15 protein-coding genes are annotated in these 21031 nt (G+C 64.1%); 13 read left to right on the forward strand and 2 right to left on the reverse strand.

Annotation, left to right across the window (positions count from 1 at the left end; genetic code table 11):
* The first annotated feature begins 25 nt into the window (after positions 1 to 25).
* The 11 genes from BRA1417_RS0117250 to BRA1417_RS0117300 all read left to right on the forward strand — a co-directional run bounded on the left by BRA1417_RS0117250 (position 26) and on the right by BRA1417_RS0117300 (position 13171).
* On the forward strand, positions 26 to 2575 hold the full coding sequence (locus BRA1417_RS0117250) for a circularly permuted type 2 ATP-grasp protein (protein ID WP_027516836.1): 2550 nt from the start codon (positions 26 to 28) through the stop codon (positions 2573 to 2575).
* On the forward strand, positions 2572 to 3450 hold the full coding sequence (locus BRA1417_RS0117255; protein WP_027516837.1) for a transglutaminase family protein: 879 nt from the start codon (positions 2572 to 2574) through the stop codon (positions 3448 to 3450). The genes BRA1417_RS0117250 and BRA1417_RS0117255 overlap by 4 nt, the downstream gene beginning before the upstream one ends.
* A 216-nt stretch (positions 3451 to 3666) precedes the next feature.
* A complete protein-coding gene (locus BRA1417_RS0117260; protein WP_027516838.1) occupies positions 3667 to 4494 on the forward strand; it encodes an HD domain-containing protein in 828 nt (275 codons plus the stop codon).
* 12 nt (positions 4495 to 4506) lie between these two features.
* A complete protein-coding gene (locus tag BRA1417_RS0117265) occupies positions 4507 to 5397 on the forward strand; it encodes an alpha/beta fold hydrolase (protein WP_027516839.1) in 891 nt (296 codons plus the stop codon).
* Positions 5398 to 5534: 137 nt separating this feature from the next.
* Positions 5535 to 6161, forward strand: coding sequence for a GTP cyclohydrolase I FolE (gene folE, locus BRA1417_RS0117270; RefSeq protein ID WP_027516840.1), 627 nt, complete (start codon positions 5535 to 5537; stop codon positions 6159 to 6161).
* Between the two features lie 27 nt (positions 6162 to 6188).
* Positions 6189 to 7712, forward strand: a complete 1524-nt coding sequence (locus BRA1417_RS0117275) for an FAD-dependent oxidoreductase (RefSeq protein WP_027516841.1) — start codon at positions 6189 to 6191, stop codon at positions 7710 to 7712.
* A gap of 127 nt (positions 7713 to 7839) precedes the next feature.
* Positions 7840 to 8415: an HdeD family acid-resistance protein gene (locus BRA1417_RS0117280; protein WP_027516842.1), complete on the forward strand. Its 576-nt coding sequence runs from the start codon at positions 7840 to 7842 to the stop codon at positions 8413 to 8415.
* A 112-nt stretch (positions 8416 to 8527) separates the two neighbouring features.
* On the forward strand, positions 8528 to 9736 hold the full coding sequence (locus BRA1417_RS0117285; RefSeq protein WP_027516843.1) for an ABC transporter substrate-binding protein: 1209 nt from the start codon (positions 8528 to 8530) through the stop codon (positions 9734 to 9736).
* 232 nt (positions 9737 to 9968) lie between these two features.
* On the forward strand, positions 9969 to 11198 hold the full coding sequence (locus BRA1417_RS0117290; protein ID WP_027516844.1) for an acyl-CoA dehydrogenase family protein: 1230 nt from the start codon (positions 9969 to 9971) through the stop codon (positions 11196 to 11198).
* A 346-nt stretch (positions 11199 to 11544) separates the two neighbouring features.
* A complete protein-coding gene (locus BRA1417_RS0117295) occupies positions 11545 to 12036 on the forward strand; it encodes a septal ring lytic transglycosylase RlpA family protein (protein WP_027516845.1) in 492 nt (163 codons plus the stop codon).
* A 364-nt stretch (positions 12037 to 12400) separates the two neighbouring features.
* Complete coding sequence (locus BRA1417_RS0117300) at positions 12401 to 13171, forward strand: cupin domain-containing protein (RefSeq protein WP_027516846.1); 771 nt, start codon at positions 12401 to 12403, stop codon at positions 13169 to 13171.
* A gap of 57 nt (positions 13172 to 13228) precedes the next feature.
* On the opposite strand, the gene BRA1417_RS0117305 is transcribed toward BRA1417_RS0117300, so the two are convergent.
* Both BRA1417_RS0117305 and BRA1417_RS0117310 read right to left on the reverse strand, forming a co-directional pair.
* Complete coding sequence (locus BRA1417_RS0117305) at positions 13229 to 15199, reverse strand: AI-2E family transporter (protein WP_027516847.1); 1971 nt, start codon at positions 15197 to 15199, stop codon at positions 13229 to 13231.
* Positions 15200 to 15949: 750 nt separating this feature from the next.
* Positions 15950 to 17689 carry a methyl-accepting chemotaxis protein gene (locus tag BRA1417_RS0117310; RefSeq protein WP_027516848.1) on the reverse strand — a complete coding sequence of 580 codons (1740 nt, stop codon included), beginning with the start codon at positions 17687 to 17689 and terminating at the stop codon, positions 15950 to 15952.
* 220 nt (positions 17690 to 17909) lie between these two features.
* On the opposite strand from BRA1417_RS0117310, the gene BRA1417_RS0117320 reads away from it, so the two are divergent.
* Both BRA1417_RS0117320 and BRA1417_RS0117325 read left to right on the forward strand, forming a co-directional pair.
* Positions 17910 to 19292: an ethanolamine ammonia-lyase subunit EutB gene (locus tag BRA1417_RS0117320; protein ID WP_027516849.1), complete on the forward strand. Its 1383-nt coding sequence runs from the start codon at positions 17910 to 17912 to the stop codon at positions 19290 to 19292.
* A 151-nt stretch (positions 19293 to 19443) separates the two neighbouring features.
* A complete protein-coding gene (locus BRA1417_RS0117325) occupies positions 19444 to 21030 on the forward strand; it encodes a B12-binding domain-containing radical SAM protein (RefSeq protein ID WP_027516850.1) in 1587 nt (528 codons plus the stop codon).
* Position 21031 lies beyond the last annotated feature (1 nt).

A 21031-nucleotide genomic window follows, 5' to 3' on the forward strand; every position in this document is an offset into this window, starting at 1 on the left:
ATGATGCGGGGGCAGGGAGAGGCGCATGGCCGAGGGCGCAGCCGAAGAGGACGACAAGGCGGGCAAGGCGCAAGGTCAACGTGATGGCCAGCGCCAAGGCCTGCGCGAAGGCCAGCGCCGCTTCGCGCAATGGGTCCGCGACTATAAGCGCCTGCCCGGCATCCCCGACGAGTTTCTCGGCCCGGACGGCAAGCCCCGCGCGGTCTGGAGCCGCTTCTTCGACGCCTTCGGCGCGCTCGCGCCCGACGAGGTCGAGCGGCGGTTCGGCATGGCCGACCGTCATCTCCGCGAGGCCGGCGTCACCTATCGCGCGCCCGGCGAGAGCGCCGACCGGCCCTGGTCGATCAGCCATCTGCCGCTGCTGATCGACGAGGCCGACTGGAAGCAGCTGTCCGATGGCATCACCCAGCGCGCCGAGCTGCTCGAGCTCGTGCTGCGCGACATCTATGGCGAGGGCCGCCTCGTCGCCGAAGGCGCGCTGCCGGCGGCCGCGATCGCGGGCAGCCCCGAATATCTCCGTCCGGTCTGCGGCGTGCCGCCGCCGGGCGGGCGCTATCTCTCGCTCTATGCCGCCGATGTCGGCCGCGGGCCCGACGGCCGCTGGTGGGTGCTCGGCGACCGCACGCAGGCGCCGTCGGGTGCGGGCTATGCGCTGGAGAACCGCCTGGTGCTCTCGCGCGCCTTCTCCGATCTCTACAAGTCGATGAACGTGCCGCGCGTCGCACCGTTCTTCGAGGCGTTTCGCGACAGTCTGCGCGCGCGCGCCGATCGCGACGAGCCGCGGATCGGCGTGCTCACGCCGGGCAGCTTCAGCGAGACCTATTTCGAGCACGCGACGCTGGCGCGCTATCTCGGCTTCCTGCTGGTCGAGGGCGACGATCTCGCCGTCAGCGACAACCATATCCACATCCGCACGGTTGCGGGCCTCAAGCGCCTCGACGTGCTGCTGCGCCGTGTCGATTCCAATTCGCTCGACCCGCTCGAGCTCGAAGCCTCCTCGCGGCTCGGGGTCCCCGGCCTGATCGACGTGCTGCGCAAGGACGGCGTCGTCGTCGCCAACATGCCGGGCTCGGGCGTCCTGGAGGCGCGCGCGATGCTCGGCTTCCTGCCGGCACTCAGCCGTCGCCTGCTCGGTGAAGAGCTGAAGATGCCGCACATCGCGACCTGGTGGTGCGGCCAGCGTTCGGCGCGCGACGAGGTGCTGTCGCGGCTCGACGAGGTCGCGATCGAAGGCGCCTATCGCCGCGGCGTTCCCGGTTTCGACAGCAACGGTCCGGTGCTCGCGAGCGAGCTCGATGCCGCCGGGCGCCGGCGCCTGAGCGACGCCATCGCTGCGCGCGGCATGGACTATGTCGGCCAGGAGGTGGTGCGGCTCTCGACCATGCCGGTATGGGAGCAGGGGCAGATCACGCCGCGTCCCTTCGTGCTGCGCGTGTTCGCAGCCGCGACGCCCGACGGCTGGGCCATCATGCCCGGCGGCTTCTGCCGGATCGCCGAGCAGCCGGATGCGCGCGCGGTGTCGATGGGCGACGGCGCGCGCTCCGCCGATGTCTGGGTGGTCTCGGACAAGCAGGTCTCGACCGCGACGCTGCTGCCTGCGGTCGACAAGGTGCGCATCCGCCGTATCGCCGGCGTGCTGCCGAGTCGCGCCGCCGACAATCTGTTCTGGCTCGGTCGCTATCTCGAACGCGCCGAGGCGACGCTGCGGCTGGTGCGGGCGCTGGGCTCGCCGAGCGGGCCCAACAAGGGCACGGCGGCCTCGCTCCAATCGGCCGAGCGTATCCAGCGCCTGCTGGTGACCTGGGGTGCGATCTCGCAGACCTCGCGGGCGGCGCCCGGCCGCATCGTCGCCGAGGCGCTGCAGGGCCCGGAGCGTTTCGGCTCGGCACTGTCGCTGGTCCGTGCGGCCCAGCGCACGGCGACCTCCTTGCGCGAGCGGCTGTCGCCCGATGCCTGGCAAGTCATCACCGAGATGGTCGAGCGGCTGGCCGTCGAGGTCGAGGACGACGACAGCGTGCTGAGCGCGGCCGAGCTGACCTTGCAGGAGCTCGCAAGCTTTGCCGGCCTTGCGCATGAGAACATGAACCGCGCCGCCGGCTGGCGCTTCCTCGATATCGGCCGGCGCACCGAGCGCGCCATCAACACCACGCGTTTTGCCCGGCAGTTTGCCTATGACGAAGCCGGCGACGAGGATCTCGATATCCTGCTGACGCTGGTGGATTGCCAGATCACCTACCGCTCGCGTTATCTGTTGGCGCCGATCCTGGCGCCGGTGCGCGATCTCGCCGTGCTCGACAGCTACAATCCGCGTTCGGTGGCGTTCCAGGTGACGGCGCTGAACGAGCATATCGCCGCGCTGCCGAGCCTGAAGGAGCACGGCCTGATCGAGAAGCCGCAGCGGCTTGCGGTCGCGCTGCAGGCGATGCTCGCGACCGCGGAGGCCGAGAGGATCGAGGTCAAGACGCTGTTCGCACTGGAGCAGGATCTGCTCAGCCTCGCCGAGGCAGTCGGGCAGCACTACTTCCCGCACGGCCCCAATGCCAGCCGGCCGGAAAAGCTGACGGGGCTGGCGTGATCTACGACATCCGTCACGTCACCACCTACGAGTACGAGAGCCCGGTCAGCTTCGCCCGCTGCACGCTGCGGCTGGAGCCGAGGAGCGGCCATGGCCAGGAGCTGATCTCGCACAAGGTCGAGATTCGTCCGCGCCCCGCGGAGCGTAGCGTCCGGCGCGATTTCTTCGGCACCCTGACCGAGAGTGTGGTGATCGAGGCCGCGCATCGCACTCTGCGCATCGATTCCCGCTCTCGCGTGAAGGTGTCGCGCCAGTCGCCGGCTCGTGACGCTGAAAGCCCGGGCTGGGAGAGCATTCGCGACATCGCCTTCGAGGCGACGAGCCTCGGGCCGTCCTCGCCGGTCGGCTATGTCTTTGCGAGCCCGCTGGTGCCGGTGCTGGGACCCGTCAGCGCCTATGCCGCGGAAAGCTTCGCGGCCGGCGCGGGGATCCTTGCCGGGGCGGTCGATCTGATGCATCGCATCCGCACCGAATTTCGCTACGATCCCAAGGCGACGGTAATCTCGACGCCGCTCAACGAGGTCTTCGTCAAGCGCCATGGCGTCTGTCAGGATTTTGCCCATGTGATGATCGCGGGCTTGCGCGGGCTGGGTCTGCCCGCGGCCTATGTCAGCGGATACCTCCGCACCATTCCGCCGGCGGGCCAGCCGCGCCTGCAGGGCGCCGACGCGACCCATGCCTGGGTGTCGCTGTGGTGCGGGGAGGAGCTTGGCTGGGTCGATTTCGATCCGACCAACGATCTTATGGTCGCCGGCGACCATATCGTGCTCGCGGTCGGCCGCGACTTTTCCGACGTTTCGCCGGTCGACGGCATCATTGTCGGCTCGCCGAAGCAGAAGCTCGACGTCGCCGTCGACGTGCTGCTGGTGGAATGATTGCCGTTTTTGCCGTCCCGGCGACGCCCAGCCCGGGTGTGTCAGGCCGGCACCGCAACCGCGATATCGCGGGGCACAACCGCAACATATTTCCGTATTTTCGTTCCCGGATTTGGCCAGTCGGCCCAAGTTGGGCTAAGCTGGCCTTTGCGTCGAGGACATGAATGAGACGTCGGGAGTTGGCGTGGAACACCACCGACAAGCGGGGCTGCATCCATGATCACGTTACCGAAACTGGCGGCGGAGACCCTGGAGAAGTTACTGGGATCGTTCATGCGTCGTCGGTACGACGAGTCCTACGCCAGAGTGCTGGAAGGCTCGACTCGTACGGCGATGGAATGCATCGGCAACAGCGACGCACTCTATCACAACATCGAGCATACGATGTTGGTGACGCTGGCCGCTCAGGCGATCCTGATGGGACGTAATCTCCACACGCATCTTGCGGCTGAGGACTACATCAACGTCCTGATCGCATGCCTTGCGCACGACATCGGCTATGTCCGCGGTCTGTTTCCGGAGGATGACGAAGACGGTTTCATCATCGATGATTCCGGCACCAAAGTGGCGCTGCCGCGTGGCGCTTCGGATGCCAGCCTGATGATGTATCACGTCGATCGCTCGAAGCTTTTTGTACGGCGGCGGCTGCCGCAAGTTCGGGGCGTGGACAGCGAGCGCGTCGCCCGCGCCATCGAAGGAACCCGCTTTCCGGCCCGCCAAGGGCAGGAATACGACGACGACGCCTCGATCCTGCGCGCCGCCGATTTCATCGGCCAGCTCGGCGACCCCAACTATCTACGCAAGGCTAATGCGCTCTACTACGAATTCGAGGAAGTCGGCATGAACCGCCAGCTCGGTTACGATTCGCCGGCTGACATCGTCAACCGCTATCCGCAGTTCTATTGGAATAGCGTCGCACCGCACATTCAGACCGAGATCGGCTACCTCAACAAGACCGAGATCGGTCGGCAGTGGATCGCCAACCTCTACAGCAACGTGTTCCGCGCCGAGCGTGACATCACGTTGTCCGGGCCGCAAAAATAGCTTCGCTTTGTAATGCAACAAAAAACTGTCACCACCGATATCCTCGACATCGCCTATCGCGAATACGGCGCGCCGGACGGCTGGCCCTGCATCATGGGCCACGGCTTTCCCTACGACGTGAACGCCTACGCCGAGACCGCGCCGATCATGGCGCAAGCGGGCGCGCGGGTGCTGGTGCCCTGGCTGCGCGGCTACGGGCCGACACGCTTCCGCTCCGCTGCGACCTTGCGCTCCGGCGAGCAGGCGGCGCTTGGCGCCGATCTGCTGGCCTTCATGGATGCGCTTGGAATCTCGCACGCGGTGGTCGGCGGTTACGATTGGGGCGGACGCGCGGCCTGCGTGGTCTCGGTGCTGCATCCGGAGCGCGTGATCGGCCTCGTCTCGGGCAATTCCTACAACATCCAGAACATCGCGCGTTCGATGGAGCCGGCTTCGCCAGCGGAGGAGTCGGCGCTCTGGTATCAATATCTCTTCCACAATGATCGCGGCCGCCGCGCGCTGGAGCGCAACCGGCGCGGTTTTGCGCGCCAGCTCTGGTCGATGTGGTCGCCGACATGGGCCTTCGACGACGCGACGTTCAAGACCAGCGCCATGTCGTTCGACAATCCCGATTTCGTCGATGTCGTGATCCACTCCTATCGACATCGTTACGCGCTGGTCGCGGGCGATCCCGCCTATGCCGCGATCGAGGCGAAGCTCGCCGCCCAGCCGCCGGTTCGGGTGCCGACCATCGCGATCGACGGTGACAGCGACGGCGTCAATTCCGGCACCGCGCACCATGCACGCAAATTCGAGGGCTTTTTCGAGCGGCGCGTCTTTGCAGGGGCCGGCCACAATTTACCGCAGGAGCGGCCGGCCGAATGGGCGCAGGCCGTGCTCGATGTGCGGAAAGCGGCCTCATAGAGCCGGGTTTCCCGTCCCCATTGTCTTGCCGCTCTCGCAGCTTCCGATTTTTCCTGATCCCGGGAACCTTTTCCGATCGCAGCCGTCCAAGCTGTGGGCCGCGTTCTGTTTGCGGTTCGTTGCAGGGGAGGTTTTCGATGAAGACGCAAACGCGCAGGCTGGAACGTGTCGCGGTCGCGCAGGCGCCGAGCGAGCGGCCTGAGAGGGCGGAGGTCGAGCAGGCGATCCGCACCATGATCCGCTGGGCCGGCGACGATCCCGCGCGCGACGGTCTGCGCGACACGCCGGACCGGGTCGCGCGCGCCTTCGAGGAGTATTTCTCCGGCTATGCGCAGGATCCGACCGAAATCCTGCAAAAGACGTTTGAGGAGATCGAAGGCTATGACGAGATGATCGTCCTGCGCGGCGTTCGCTTCGAAAGCCATTGCGAGCACCACATGGCGCCGATCGTCGGCCGCGCCTGGGTCGCCTATATCCCGCGAGGGCGCGTGGTCGGTATCAGCAAGCTTGCGCGCGTGGTCGACGTCTACGCGAAACGTCTCCAGATTCAGGAGAAGATGACGGCGCAGATCGCCAACACGATCAACGACGTGCTCCAGCCGGAAGGCGTCGGGGTCATCATCAAGGCAACCCATCACTGCATGACCACGCGCGGCGCGCACAAGCCCGGGACCGATCTCGTCACCAGCCGCATGCTCGGCGTGTTCCGCGACAATGCGTTGACGCGCCAGGAGCTGCTGGGGCTGGCCAATTCGGACGATTGATCCGCGACGGCTCAAGGAGGCAACGCCATGACCGAAGACAAGAAGCCAAGCGGGCCCGACTTGAGCCGAGGCGTGACGCTCGCCGAATTCAAGGACGGCAAATTGCTCGGCCATGTCGGCGAGGAAGACGTCCTGCTGGTGCAGGCCGGCAGCGAGATCTTTGCGATCGAGCCGACCTGCAGCCACTATCACGGACCGCTTGCAGAAGGACTGGTGGTTGGCGAGACCATCCGCTGTCCCTGGCATCACGCCTGCTTCTCCTTGCGGTCAGGCGAGGCGACCCGTCCGCCGGCGCTGAATGCGCTGGCAGTGTGGGAGGTCTCGCGCGATCGGGACAAGATCGTCGTCCAGCGCAAGCGCGAGATGCCAAAGCCTCCGGCGCCTCACCGGACGGCGCCAACGCCGGAAAAATTCGTCATCATCGGTGGCGGCGCGGCGGGTTTCACGGCGGCGCAGACGCTCCGTCGCGAGGGCTTTGCCGGCGCCATCACCTTGCTCAGCAATGACAGCGCGATGCCGGTCGACCGGCCCAATCTTTCCAAGGATTACCTCGCGGGCAACGCGCCGGAGGATTGGCTGCCGCTGCGGGGTGAGGACTATTATCAGGACGCCGGCATCGATCTCAGGCTGAACACGAATGTCGCCGCGATCGAGGCGAAGACGCGCAGCGTGACGCTGGGCAACGGCGACAGGCTGCCGTTCGACCGGCTGCTGCTCGCGACCGGCGCCGAGCCGGTCAGATTGCAGAGTCCGGGGGCCGACCAGCCTCATGTCCACACGCTGCGCTCGGTCGCCGACAGCCGCGCCATCATCAAGGCGGCCGGCAGCACCAAGCGTGCGCTGGTGATCGGCGCCAGCTTCATCGGCCTGGAAGTTGCGGCCTCCTTGCGGGCACGCAAGATCGAGGTGCACGTGGTCGCGCCGGACGAGCGGCCGATGCTGAAGGTGCTCGGTCCCGAGATGGGCGACTTCGTGCGCGCTCTGCATGAGGAGAACGGCGTCATCTTCCATCTCGAGGACACCGTGGAAAAGCTGGACGGCACGCGCGCGACGTTGAAGAGCGGCGGCGTGATCGAGGCCGACCTGGTCGTGGTCGGCATCGGCGTCAAGCCGCGCCTCGCGCTCGCCGAGCAGGCAGGGCTTGCGGCCGACCGGGGCGTCAGCGTGAGCGAATATCTGGAGACCAGCATAGCCGGCATCTTCGCGGCCGGCGACATCGCGCGCTGGCCCGATCCGCATTCCCGGCAAACCATCCGCGTCGAGCACTGGGTCGTGGCGGAGCGGCAAGGCCAGACTGCGGCGCGCAACATGCTCGGCAAGCGCGAGCGCTTCGAAGCCGTGCCGTTCTTCTGGTCGCAGCACTATGACGTGCCGATCAACTATGTCGGCCACGCCGAGAGCTTCGACGACATCGCGATCGACGGCAGCATTTCCGGCAAGGACTGCCTGCTGAAGTACCGCAAGGGCGGCCGCGTCCTTGCGATTGCTTCAATTTATCGCGATCTCGACAATCTCAAGGCCGAGCTGGAGATGGAGCGGACACGCGGCTGAGGCGCGCATCCGGTCTTGATTTGCGTCAATGTCGCTGCCCGCGAGGGCTGCTGTGCTGGCTGTCGTCCCGGTGCGGCGCGCGCTAGTCTGGCCTGTGCTCGCGGGCTTCCATGCAGGAGTGGCCGTCATGACAAGTGCCTCGGATATCTCCCATCCTTCCGGCCTGGGCTCCGGGATCTCGACCCTGCATGCCAAATGGGGCTGGATCGTAGCCTTGGGAGTCGTCTACCTCGTCGCCGGCTTCGTCGCACTTGGCAGCATGGTAATGGCGACGGTGGCGAGCGTGATCGTGGTTGGCGCCATGATGATCGTCGCAGGCGCGGCCGAAATCATCGGTGCGTTCCAGATGAAAAGCTGGGGCAAGTTCGTGATCTGGGCCTTGCTCGGCGTACTCTATGTTATCGCGGGCTTTCTCACCTTCGAGAACCCGCTGTTTGCTGCAGTGTTGCTGACCCTGTTCCTAGGTGCCTCGCTGCTCGCCTCCGGCGCCGTCCGGCTGTTTCTCGCTTTCAGCATGAAGCGTGAAAGTCCGTGGGTCTGGGTGGCGCTGTCGGGCGCCATCACGCTGCTTCTCGGGATGTTGATCCTGGCACGTTGGCCGGTGAACAGCGTCTACATCCTCGGCCTGTTTCTCGGCATCGACCTGATCATGGCGGGCGCGGGATGGGTGAGCCTGGGCTTCAGCCTGAAGCGGCGCCACTGATCAGCAACTCGACGCAAGACCCTCTCACGGAACTCCGCTGATCTGGCGTGCTGGCAAAAAGCAGCACGCCGCGCCTTCCGACCAGCGCGGCGATCATCACCGGGGAGAAACCATGAAAGCCGCCTTGGTCCTGGCTGCAGCGCTGGCTGCCTGCCTGTCCACGCCTGTCTCCGCGCAAAAATCCTATGGTCCCGGCATCAGCGACACCGAGATCAAGATCGGCAACACCATGCCCTATAGCGGCCCCGCATCGCCGCTCGGCATCACCGGCAGGGTGATCTCGGCCTATTTCGACGAGGTCAACGAGAAGGGCGGGATCAACGGCCGCAAGCTCAATCTCCTGTCGCTCGACGACGCCTTCTCGCCGCCGAAGACCATGGAAGCGGCGCGGCGGCTGGTCGAGGGCGACGGCGTCGCCTTCATCTTCGCGACCATGGGCACCGCGCCGAGCTCGGCGATCGCGAAATATCTCAACAGCAACAAGGTGCCGCAGCTGTTTCTGATCAGCTCGGCCTCGAAGTGGAACGACCCCGCCAACATGCCCTGGTCGATGGCGCTGCCGTGGGCGCCGAACTACACCAGCGAGGCCGCCATCGACGTCGCCTATGCCCGTGCCAAGAACCCCAACGCGCGCTTCGCGGTGCTCTATCAGAACGACGACGCCGGCAAGGAATATCTGCGCGGCGTCAAGGAAGCGCTTGGTACCGACGCCGACAAGGCGATTGCGATGGCGTCGAGCTTCGAGGTCGCCGACCCCATCGTCGATTCCCAGGTGCTGACGCTCGCCAACACCAAGGCCGACGTCTTCATGATCTATTCGGTGACGCCGCGTGCCTGCGCCCAGGCGATCCGGAAAGCGCATGAGGTCGGTTGGCAGCCGACGCGCTTCCTCGCCTCCGGCTGCGCCAACAAGGCCACCGTGATGGTCCCGGCCGGCCTCGACGCCGGTAAAGGCGTGCTCTCGCTCGGCTCGCTCAAGCCGTTCGTCGAGGCGCCGAAGGACGATCCGGCGATGACGGCCTATATCGACTTCATGAAGAAGCGCCTGCCCAACGCCGACGTCAACAACGTCGCGGGTCTCTACGGCTACACCGTCGCCGAGGCGTTGGTGGTCTTGCTGAAGCAGTGCAAGGACAATCTGACGCGCGAGAACATCATGGCGCAGGCGGCCAATTTGAAGAACGTGCCGCTGTCGCTGCTGATGCCCGGCATCACGCTCAACACCACGCCGCAGGATTTCCGCCCGATCAAGGACGGCTATATGCTCCAATTCAACGGCAACGACTGGATCGTCGCGAGCGAGCTGCTGCGCGGCACGTGAGGCGCAAGTCGGCTATCGCGGTTGATGATTGGCGCATCCTTCGAGACGCCCGCTTTCGCGGGCTCCTCAGGATGAGGGCGGAATGCGTAGCCGCAGGTGCAACAGGCGCGAATGCCGCTTAGCCTCACCCTGAGGAGACCGCGCAGCGGTCGTCTCGAAGGGCGAGGCGTGCGTTCACGCAGCCCAGCAAGCCAAATGTGATCAGCCGATCGGCAAACGAGAGGAGAACACCATGGATTTTCACCACTCCGAACGTTCGCTGGAGTTGCAGGAGCGCGTCCGCCGGTTCATGCGGACGCATGTCGAGCCGGTCGAGGAGCTCTATTACGAGCAGGTGAAGCCGGAAGCGACACGCTACAAGACGCCGCAGGTCCTTCAGGACCTGAAGCGGCTGGCACGCGAGCAGGGGCTCTGGAACCTGTTCCTCTCCGGCGAGCACGGCCAAGATCCCAACAACATTGGCTTGACCAATCTCGAATACGCGCCGGTGAAGGAGATCATGGGCCGCATCCTCTGGGCGCCTGAGATCTTCAATTGCTCGGCGCCGGACGTCGGCAACATGGAGGTGCTGGCCAATTACGGTACGCCGGCACAGCAGGAGCGCTGGCTGAAGCCGCTGCTGGAAGGACGCATCCGCTCCGGCTTCTCGATGACGGAGCCGCAGGTCGCCTCCAGCGATGCCACCAACATTCAATGCGAGATCAGGCGCGACGGCGGCGATTACGTCATCAACGGCCGCAAATGGTTCACCTCCGGCGCGATGAACGAGGATTGCGAGATCCTGATCGTGATGGGCAAGACCGCGCCCGACGATCCCGATCGCCACCGCCAGCAATCCATGATCCTGGTGCCGAGAGCGACTCCCGGCGTGCGCATCGTCCGCGACATGCTGACCTACGGCTATGACGACGCGCCGGTCGGCCATCCCGAGATCGTCTACGAGAACGTTCGCGTGCCCGCGGAGAACATCCTGCTCGGCGAGGGCCGCGGCTTCGAGATCGCGCAAGGCAGGCTCGGCCCCGGCCGCATCCATCATTGCATGCGGCTGATCGGCTGCGCCCAGCGCGCGCTGGAATTGATGTGCCAGCGCGCGGTTTCCCGCACGGCTTTCGGCAAGCCACTCGCAGAGCAGGGCTCGGTGCGCGAGGACATCGCACATTCATTCTGCGAGATCGCGCAGGCGCGACTCTTGACGCTGCAGGCCGCCGACAGGATGGACCGCGAAGGCAACAAGGCTGCGCGCGACCTGATTGCGGCCGCCAAGATCGTGGTGCCCAGCATGGCCGCCCGCGTTATCGACCGCGCCATCCAGATCCACGGCGCCGCCGGCGTCTCGCAGGACACGTTCCTCGCGCGGGCCTACGTCTACGCCCGCTTCATCCGCATCGGCGACGGGCCGGATCAGGTGCATCTGGCCGCGGTGGGCAAGGAGCTGATCAAGCGAGGCGGGGTGATGGCTTAGGGACGATCTCTCCTTCCTTCTCTCCCTGTGGAAGAAGTGGCTGCCCCACGCAGCGTCGCTGCGATGATCGCTACGAAAACCAATGCCGACGAGAATGAAAACACGGTCAGGCAGGCGAGCGCACCGATATCCTGATTGGTCGCGCTGCGAGAGTCATGTCGCGCTATTTCGCCGCGGCTCTTGTCGTCATGCTGTTGACGCAATGTCTGTCTTAGACGGCGACAACTAAAACACAGTGCTGGAACCATTGCGGTTCCTGCAAACGGTTCCGGAGCCAGGGGTTGGCTCGACCCGCAAAACGATTTGCGGCATCGGAACTGAACAATCGAAAATCACAGGAGATATAATGGGGTTCCGATCGAGCGCCGCAGTTTGCGGCGCCGTGATTGCGCTTGCCGTTTCCGTTCCTCTTGCGCGATGTGAAGCTGGTGGGGCTCACTCAAGCGCTGCCGAGAATGCCGCTTCCGGAGAAGCGATCGTTGGCGCGGCATCCATGTACAATCCGTTCAAGCCTGGCAAAGAGGAGGGCGGCCCGAAGACGGCTTCCGGCGAGCGCTATGATCCCTCGGTCTGGTCGGCCGCCATCAAGACGAGCTTGCGCAAGAAATTCGGTGGGGTTCAATTTGGCGCGAAGCCGAAATACGCCCTCGTCGAGGCGGTCGGCAAGAAGGTCATCGTCAGGATAAATGACGTGGGACCACTAAGGCCTGGCCGCATCATCGACTTCAACGAGCGGACGATGCGCCATTTCGATCCGAGCCTGGAGCGCGGCGTCATTCCTGACGTCAAAGTTCGGCCGCTTGCCGGCGGCGATTGGACTCCCGGACCGGTTGGCTGAACCGTCGCACCAGGAGGTCGCGCAGCACGGCCCTTCCACAATAGGCGAAACGCCTCGATGGCTCTTCTATGCGGTCGGCGAGGCGTTGCCCACCGGCGCGACGGTGGTCGGATGTTTTGGGAAAACCGACATATCTCCATGCTCGACCAAAGCCGAATAGCGGGGTGAAATCTGCGCGTCTAGATTGAAAGAGTGGAAAGGCAAGTGGGGCGGGCAGCCGTTGCTCCAGCGGTCTCCTCAACTTGCTTTTTTCCGACGGTTTTTATCTGCGTTCTACGCCCACGCATGTTCGCCAGTATCGATGTCATTGCGAGGCAGTGCCACTGGAGCGGTGTGCGATTGCACGCAACCGCGGAGAACGCAGATGAGCAGCTTCCCTTGGCACTTCCCTTGGCGCTTGTGGCAAAAGCACAAGAACAAATCGCTGGATCGTGCGGAGCCTCCTTCGGTCAAGGTGGAGCCTTCGTCCGAACAGTTCGAAGGCGGGGGGCGGCGACACCTGCTGCAGGCGCTATCCGTCTTCGCCGCCGGCAGCGCGTTGGGGGAGATGTCAAACCCCGCCGAAGCAAAAGACTCCAGTGATTTGCCACCTCCAAGACGTGCACTGACCGGCCGCGATGAAGCCGGCAAGTCGGTATTGAAGTCTTTTGAGGTGACTCCAAAGCTGGTGGAAATCGATGCCAATCCAGGACTGACTTTCTATGAACTGTATATGACTGAGGGAGTGCCAGGACTGACTGGCCTGGAGCCGGATCCGATGTCGGTAGGAACAAAGGCCTTTCCGGGGCCTGCGGGGACCATGTTTCGACTGATCTCGTATCCGCCGAAACGCCCAGAAGGTTGGAAGCCGCCGCCTGGCGTCACGTTCGAGAGTGGGCTTAAAGAAATGTCGGACAAGATCCCCGGCATGGGAGATCATTTCGAGCGCGGCGCTCCAGGGATGCACACGTCGGATACCGTAGACTATGGAGTCGTGGTTCGCGGCGAGATGACACTGGAATTGGACGATGGCCAGAAGGTCCATTTGCGCCAGGGCGATTGCATCGTGCAAAACGGAACGCGCCATCGCTGGCGCAATCCATTGCCGGAACCCTGTCTCATGGCGTTTGTCTCGATCGGCGGGAAGCGCGCCTGACATTTGGAGACACGGAGCAACGTTGGCTGAAGCAGCGATGCCTCCGCCAACAGACTCCTAAGCGGCCGTGATCTTCGAAATCTGGCCTTCGGCGACTGTGCCAAGGGAGTCCACACCCGTGGCCTCTATGCAGAGCTTAAGCGCCCCGCCCAGAGTTGCAGCAGCCAGATCCGCCTTGGCACCTTCCCGCAGGCTTTCCAGCGCCGCTGGGTCGATGTCCTTCATCCAGCAACCCAGAATGATTGTAGCCTTCGGCAATTTACGGCGAAGCCGTCGCACCGAGTAACGCATATGGGCAGGACTACTTGCGTCCATATAGACAAGACAGGCAAGGGCGACCCCGGCGGTCTCCAGCCGGAAGATATTCGCCGTCGACAACGCTCCCGCCGCTTCAACTCGGGCCGACAAGCCATGCGCATCCGTCAGTTGAGCCAGCATGATCGCAGCGGCTTCGTCTATCGGATTTCGTCCAGCCAAGCAGAGCACGGGATGATCGCCTTGCCATTCAGAAGGCAAGTCCTCCTTGCGCAACACCCGCAGACTCTCATAAGGCGCGTCCTCAGCCACGCCCTCTATGGCAGATGTAGCCTCGACATCTGTGGTCGGGTTGACCTTCGGCGACGGACGCTCATCCTGCTCCGAAATGTTATTGGCAAATTCTTGGACCGCATCCCTGATTTTGGTCAGCCGGTCGGGAGCCAGAGCGCCGCGCTCGGCATCCGCTTGAGCCAGTTGCAGTCCTCGCAGGGCGACTTCGTCGTAATAGGAGCTGAGAGATCGCTCCTTCAAGAACTCCTCGGCTTTTGCCGATGCTTCTGTCGGATCGCCGGCGAGCATCCGCTGATAGAATATCTCAGGCGGAGAGAGCGCTGGTCGGTCTCCAAACATGACATCCAGGAACTCCAGGCGCTCGACATGGCGGCCCAGTACGACCAGACACACGGTAAGGGGTGTCGCCAGAACGAGGCCGATTGGACCCCAGAGCGCCGTCCAGAACGTCGCGGAAGCCACAACGGCCACCGGCGATAGTCCCGTGCTGTGTCCATAGACCATCGGCTCCAGCACATGGCCGACGACCGGCTCCACCACCACGAACAGCGCGATCGTCCAAAGCAGCATCGTCCAGGTTGGATCGACGGCGACCGCGAGAGCGAGAGGAAAGGCGGCGGCGATGACTGCCCCAATGTAAGGCACGAAGCGCAGCACTGCTGCCAGAATGCCCCACAGGATCGCGCTTGGAACGCCGATCAGCCAGAGACCCATTCCGATGATGATGCCGAAGCTCCCGTTCAGCAGAAGCTGGATCAGGAAAAGCCGGCTGAGGCGGCTCGCCGCGTCATCAAGCGCAGCGGTGGTGCGCTGCAGGTCGTCCGAACCGGCCAGCCTGATCAGACGATTACGAAGATCCTCGCGCTGAAGCAAAATGAAGATCACGAATATGACGATGATCCCGGTCGTTGCGAGCGGATGAAGCAACGGTGAAATCAGCGTTTGCAAGCTCTCCAGCGCGCCGGGATCGGGCTGAAGCACTTCCACAGGAACGGGCTTCGGCGGGGCCGCTTTCGGAGCTGCTATGGTCCCCAACGAATTCGCGGCCTCCTTGGGCTTGTCGAGTTCTTTGCTGAGGTCCTTCAACATGCTGGAAGCCCGCTCGAGCGTGCCTCGACCGGCGGTGGTCTCACGGAAGGATTGGATCTTCTCGCTGATTGTGGACTGATATCGCGGCAAATCGCCGGCCAGCTGCGCGAGTTGGGTAGCTAGCAGGCTGCCCATCGCAAATATGAACGCGAAGGCGATTACGACCACGCTCACCACAGCCAAACTGCGTGGAATGCGCAGACGCTGAACCAGCCGAACCAGAGGCGCCAGCACGAAGCTGAGCAAGACGGCCAGCGCTATCGGAATGATGATCTCGCGACCATAATACAGCACCATGACAATGATCGCGGCGAGAATGGCCATCGCCACGGCGCTCAATAGCGAAATCAGTTCTTCCGGTGTTCGTGCTTTGAATGGCTGCCTGATCACAGCTCCTCGCTAGGCCGGAAAAATCGGCGAGTTTGTTGACGGTCCAGTGAGCTCGGACGGCACATCTTTGGGAAGGTCGTCCGTTCCTGACATGACGCAAGCTGTCCAAGTCGATGCATGAGCTTCAGGCCGGTTTGCGAGCCGGTCACAACTGACCAGGCCCGATCGGCTAGGGCTACGATCCCGACGGGTACGCATTGTTGCCATGAGCATCTGGAGCTAACGATGTTGCGCTGACGGCGGCATTGAATCGGGAGCGCCAAGCCACGTTGGGGATGAACATGCCACGCCGGGTTTAGTTCCGCGCGCTGCTCCAAGGGCGCGGTATCGCGCACCGCTTTAGCTCGCGATAGCGTCTCGGCGTATGATCTTTTCGGCCTGCTTCCCGCCGAAACGCCTGAGCATTTGGGCCGCTTCCAAGGATCACTGCCTCCTGCATCGCTTCCGACAAAGCCAGATGGTGGCGATAGCAAAAAGCCGCGGACTGCTCCGCGGCTTTGGTTCACAGGGAGGCGGCCTCAGCCAGCCTTCGGCTTCTCACGATCTGTCGGCCCAGCGCGGAAAGCTGCAACATTGACATCATGCCCCTGTTTTGCCCGACGAGTCAAATATCATTTCGCAAAATACGAATAATTTTGGACTAGAGCCAAGCCATTGATATCGCTGTCCCCGGCTACTGTGCATGGGGTTGTTTTCGCGGTTTTTGATGGAGTGACCCCACCGCCGGCTCTGCCGGCGATGGACGTGCTGCTACCCCGCCTTGGCGACGCGGCCGTCCGCTGCGCCTGAGCGCAGGTTCTGGAAGAATTTCTCCACCTCGCGCGACAGCGTCTCCGCCGTCTCGGTCACGCTGCTCGCAGCCGTCAGCACGGAGGAGGCCGCCGTGTCGGTCTCGCCGATGGCATCGCGGAGCGAGCTGATGTTGGCGACGAGGGTCTCGTTGCCTTGGGCGGCCGATTGCGCGTTGGACGAGATCTCGCGCGTGGCGGCGTCCTGCTGGCCGATGGCGCCGGCGATCGCCGAGGTGACGTCGTTGATCTCGCGCACCGCGCCGCCGATCTCGCGGACGGCATCGACCGCGTTGCGGGTGGAGGACTGGATCATCGAGACGTTCTCGCTGATGTCGGCGGTCGCCTTCGCGGTCTGTCCTGCGAGTGCCTTCACTTCGTGTGCGACGACGGCAAAGCCGCGGCCGGCATCGCCCGCGCGCGCGGCTTCGATGGTGGCATTGAGCGCGAGCAGATTGGTCTGCTCGGCGATCGCCTGGATCAGGCTGAGCACGCCGTCGATGCGTTGCGTGGCAGCGGCCAGGCTCTCGATCTCGGCGATCGATTTCTCGGTGCGCTGTCCGGTCTGCTCGACCGCGCTGGCGGATTGCCGCACCTGCCGGCCGATCTCCACCACCGATGCAGACAGCTCCTCGGCCGCGCCTGCCACCGCCGTGACGTTGTGCGAGGCCTGCTCGGTGGCGTTCGCCGCCGTGCCGGCGCGGCTGCTCGCGTCCGCGGTGACGCGGGTGATGGTCTGCGCCGTCTCGCGCATGACGGAGGCGTTGTCGCTGAGGCCGCGCATGATCGCGCCGATCGCCTCGCGAAACGCGTCGACGGATTGTTCGATGTGGCGGGCGCGGTCTTCGCGCGCGGCGGAGTCCTGCGAGACCTGTGAGGCGAGGTTGCGGTTACGCGCCATCGCGTCCTGGAAGATCTGGATCGCGCGTGCCAGTGCGCCGATCTCGTCGGCGCGGTCAGAGTGGGGCACCACGACGTTCTCGGCGCCGTCAGCGACCTGCTTGATGGTCGCGGTGATGGCGGAGAGGGGGCGTGCGATCGAGCGGGCGATGATGACGATGCCGATCACGACGAGGGCGAGCGCCACGCCGGCGAGGCAGGTCAGGACGAGGGACAGGATGCGATTGGTCTCGGTCTCGTGCGCGATTTGCCTGGCGCGCTCGGCATAGACCTTGGACAGTGCCTCGAGATCCTTGTTCAGCGCCGAGCGCACGGTGCGGTTGGCGTCGTTGTCGCCCCATTCGCGGCCCGCGGCCGCATTGATCTCGATGCCGCGGCGCACCAGCTCCTTGCGAAACTCGACGAACTGCTCGATGCGCTTCTTGAAGGTGGCGAACTGCTCGGCATCGTCAGCCTTGACGATGGTCTCCCAGCGCTTCACGACGTCGAGGATCTGGGCGTTGAACTTGAGCAGGCCCTCGCCGTATTTCTTCACCACGGCGGGCTCGGTCGACATGTAGACGCCGCGCGATTCCATCACGACCGCATAGACCAGCGAGTTGACCCGCTCGACGTTCAGCGCGGCGGCGTTCGCGGTCTCGATCGCGCTCGTCAAGTCGGCGCCGCGGCGGCTGTTGTAATCGGACAGCATCGCGATCGCCGCCGTGAGCAACGCGAACAGCGCGAAGATCGCGTAGAGCTTGTTGGCAAGCGTGAAGCGGCCGGCAAGGCCGGCGGCATTCCCAGATTGGTCGGTTGTCATGGTTTTCAGGGGCCCGAATGGCCGGGAGCGGCCGGAGAGCGCGGTCGTGCAAATGATTGCAAAACTATGCAGAATGAAGATGGACGCAGCGTTAACGCCGGGTTTGGCGCCCTTCGCCCTCGGTCGAGGGAAAGGTAGATATTTCAGCGTCTTGATCTGAAGGTATAGTCTTGGGACCGCCCTGGAGTCGGCCTCTGGCCGACGAACCCCGGAGAGACCTTTGGTCTACCGCCACACCATCGACGACACGACCTACACGTTCCCGGATTTGCGCGACCTGCTCGCCAAGGCGACGCCGCCGCGCTCCGGCGACCGGCTGGCCGGGATCGCCGCTGCCAGTGCCGAACAGATGATCGCGGCGCGGATGGCGCTGGCCGACGTCCCGCTCGGGCAGTTCTTGCAGGAAGCCGTCATCCCCTATGAGACGGACGAGGTCACCCGCCTCGTCATCGACAGCCACGACGCCAAGGCCTTCGCGCCGGTGGCTTCGCTGACGGTCGGTGCCTTTCGCGACTGGCTGCTGTCGGATGCCGCGACGCCCGAAATCTTGCGCAAGCTGTCCGGCGGCATCACCCCGGAGATGGCGGCCGCGGTCTCGAAGCTGATGCGCAACCAGGATCTGATCCTGGCGGCGCGGAAATGCGAGGTCACCACCGCTTTCCGCAACACCATCGGTCTGAAGGGCCGGATGAGCACCCGGCTCCAGCCCAACCATCCCTTCGACGACGCCAGGGGCATCACCGCCTCCATCCTCGACGGCATCCTGCTCGGGGCCGGCGATGCCTGCATCGGCATCAACCCGGCGAGCGACGACCCGGCCGTGATCGGCCAATTGCTGCGGCTGCTCGACGAGATCATCGCGCGGCTGAAGATCCCGACCCAGGGCTGCGTGCTGACCCATGTCACCACGACGCTGTCGCTGATCGGGCAGGGGGCGCCGGTCGACCTCGTGTTCCAGTCGGTCGCCGGCACCGAGGCCGCCAACCGCAGTTTTGGCATCGACCTCGCGCTTCTCAAGGAGGCGCAGGACGCCGGGCTGTCGCAGAAGCGCGGGACGGTCGGCCAGAACGTGATGTATTTCGAGACCGGCCAGGGCTCGGCGCTATCGGCCAATGCCCATCACGGCGTCGACCAGCAGACCTGCGAGGCGCGCGCCTATGCGGTGGCCCGCGCCTTTGCGCCCCTCCTGGTCAACAGCGTGGTCGGCTTCATCGGCCCGGAATATCTGTACGACGGCAAGGAAATCATCCGGGCCGGGCTGGAGGATCATTTTTGCGGCAAGCTGCTCGGCCTGCCGCTTGGGATCGACATCTGCTACACCAACCACGCCGAGGCGGACCAGGACGACATGGACAATCTGCTGACGCTGCTTGCGGCCGCCGGCGTCACCTTCATCATGGGCGTTCCCGGCGCCGACGACGTCATGCTGAACTATCAGTCCACGTCTTTTCACGACGCGCTCTACGTCCGCGACGTCTTCGGACTGCGCCGCGCGCCGGAGTTCGAGGATTGGCTGGTGCAGTCCGGCATTGCGGGCGCTGACTTCCGTCTTGCCGGCGATGCAGGCCTGCTGCCCGATTTTGCGTCACGTCTGATCGAGTGACGGGGCGGAAGCACCCGGCGGCCCGAGGAAACCATTGGTGCCCTAGGGAATTAAGCTCTGCCACAATATTGAGAAATTCCGGCGGCAGCATTACGCTATGTGGCTGTCTGGCAATTTCCGCAGCTAAGTCGAGCGTGGCGGGGGAGCTTTGATGCGAGCTGAAAGTAACGGTACGTCCCGGCGGATTCTCTGCGTGTTTCCGCGATACACATCGTCATTCGGGACGTTCGAACATTCCTATCCCCTGACCGATGGCGTCCGCGCCTTCATGCCGCCGCAGGGACTTTTGCTGCTCGCGGCCTATCTGCCCGAGGAATGGCAGGTCAAATTCGTCGACGAGAACCTTCGCCGCACGACAAGGGAAGAGTTCGAATGGGCGGAGGCGGTCTTCGTCAGCGGCATGCACATCCAGCGCCAGCAGATGAACGATATCTGCCGCCGCGCCCACGAGTTCGATCTGCCCGTCGCGCTCGGTGGTCCCTCCGTCAGCGCCTGCCCGGATTACTATCCCTCCTTCGACTATCTCCATGTCGGCGAGCTCGGCGACGCCACCAATCAGCTGCTCGAAATACTGTCGCGCGACATCTCGCGTCCCGAGACCCAGGTGGTTCTGACCACCAAAGACCGTGTGCCGATGACGGAGTTTCCGATCCCGGCCTACGAGCTCGCCGACGTGAAGAAATACTTCCTCGGCAGCATTCAGTATTCCAGCGGCTGTCCCTATCAGTGCGAGTTCTGCGACATCCCCGGCCTCTACGGCCGCAACCCGCGCCTGAAATCGCCCGAGCAGATCATCGCCGAGCTCGACCGCCTGCGCGAATGCGGCATGACCGACACGGTCTATTTCGTCGACGACAATTTCATCGGCAACCGCAAGGCGGCGCTGGACCTCCTGCCGCATCTGATCGAATGGCAGAAGAAGACCGGCTATATGGTGCGGCTCGCCTGCGAGGCGACGCTCAACATTGCCAAGCGGCCGGAAATTCTCGAGAAGATGCGCGAGGCCTATTTCGTCACCATCTTTTGCGGCATCGAGACGCCCGACCCCGATGCGCTGAAGGCGATGCACAAGGACCACAATATGATGGTCCCGATCCTCGAGGGCGTGCAAACCATCAACTCCTACGGCATGGAGGTCGTGTCCGGCATCATCATGGGGCTCGACACCGACAAGCCCAACACTTCGGAGGCGCTGCTCGCCTTCGTCGAGGATTCCCGAATTCCGCTGCTCACGATCAACCTGCTTCAGGCGCTGCCGAAGACGCCGCTGTGGGACCGTCTGGAGCGCGAGGGGCGCCTGGTCGAGGACGACGGCCGCGATTCCAATGTCAACTTCCTGTTGCCCTACGACGACGTCGTCGCGTCCTGGAAGCATGCCATGGCCGTCGCCTACGAGCCCGAGAAGGTCTACGCGCGCTTCCAGTATCAATGCGACCACGTTTACGTGCACCGCCTGAAGATGCCGAAACCGGACGAGATGAAGACCTGGCCCAACATCAGGCGCGGCCTCGTCATGCTGCGAAACATCTTCTGGAAGGTCGGCGTGCTCGGCGACTACAAGCGTGTGTTCTGGAAGTTCGCGCTGGGCCGCATCAAGCGCGGCGATCTCGAAGGGCTGATCGGCTGCACGCTGATCGCGCACCATCTCATCACTTTTGCGCGGGCGGCCTCGACCGGCCAGCAAAACGCCTCGAACTATTCGATCCGGCTACGCGAGGCTTCCGTCCCCGCCGAATGAT

Origin of the sequence: Bradyrhizobium sp. WSM1417 (assembly GCF_000515415.1) — a bacterium.
Taxonomy (GTDB): Bacteria; Pseudomonadota; Alphaproteobacteria; order Rhizobiales; family Xanthobacteraceae; genus Bradyrhizobium.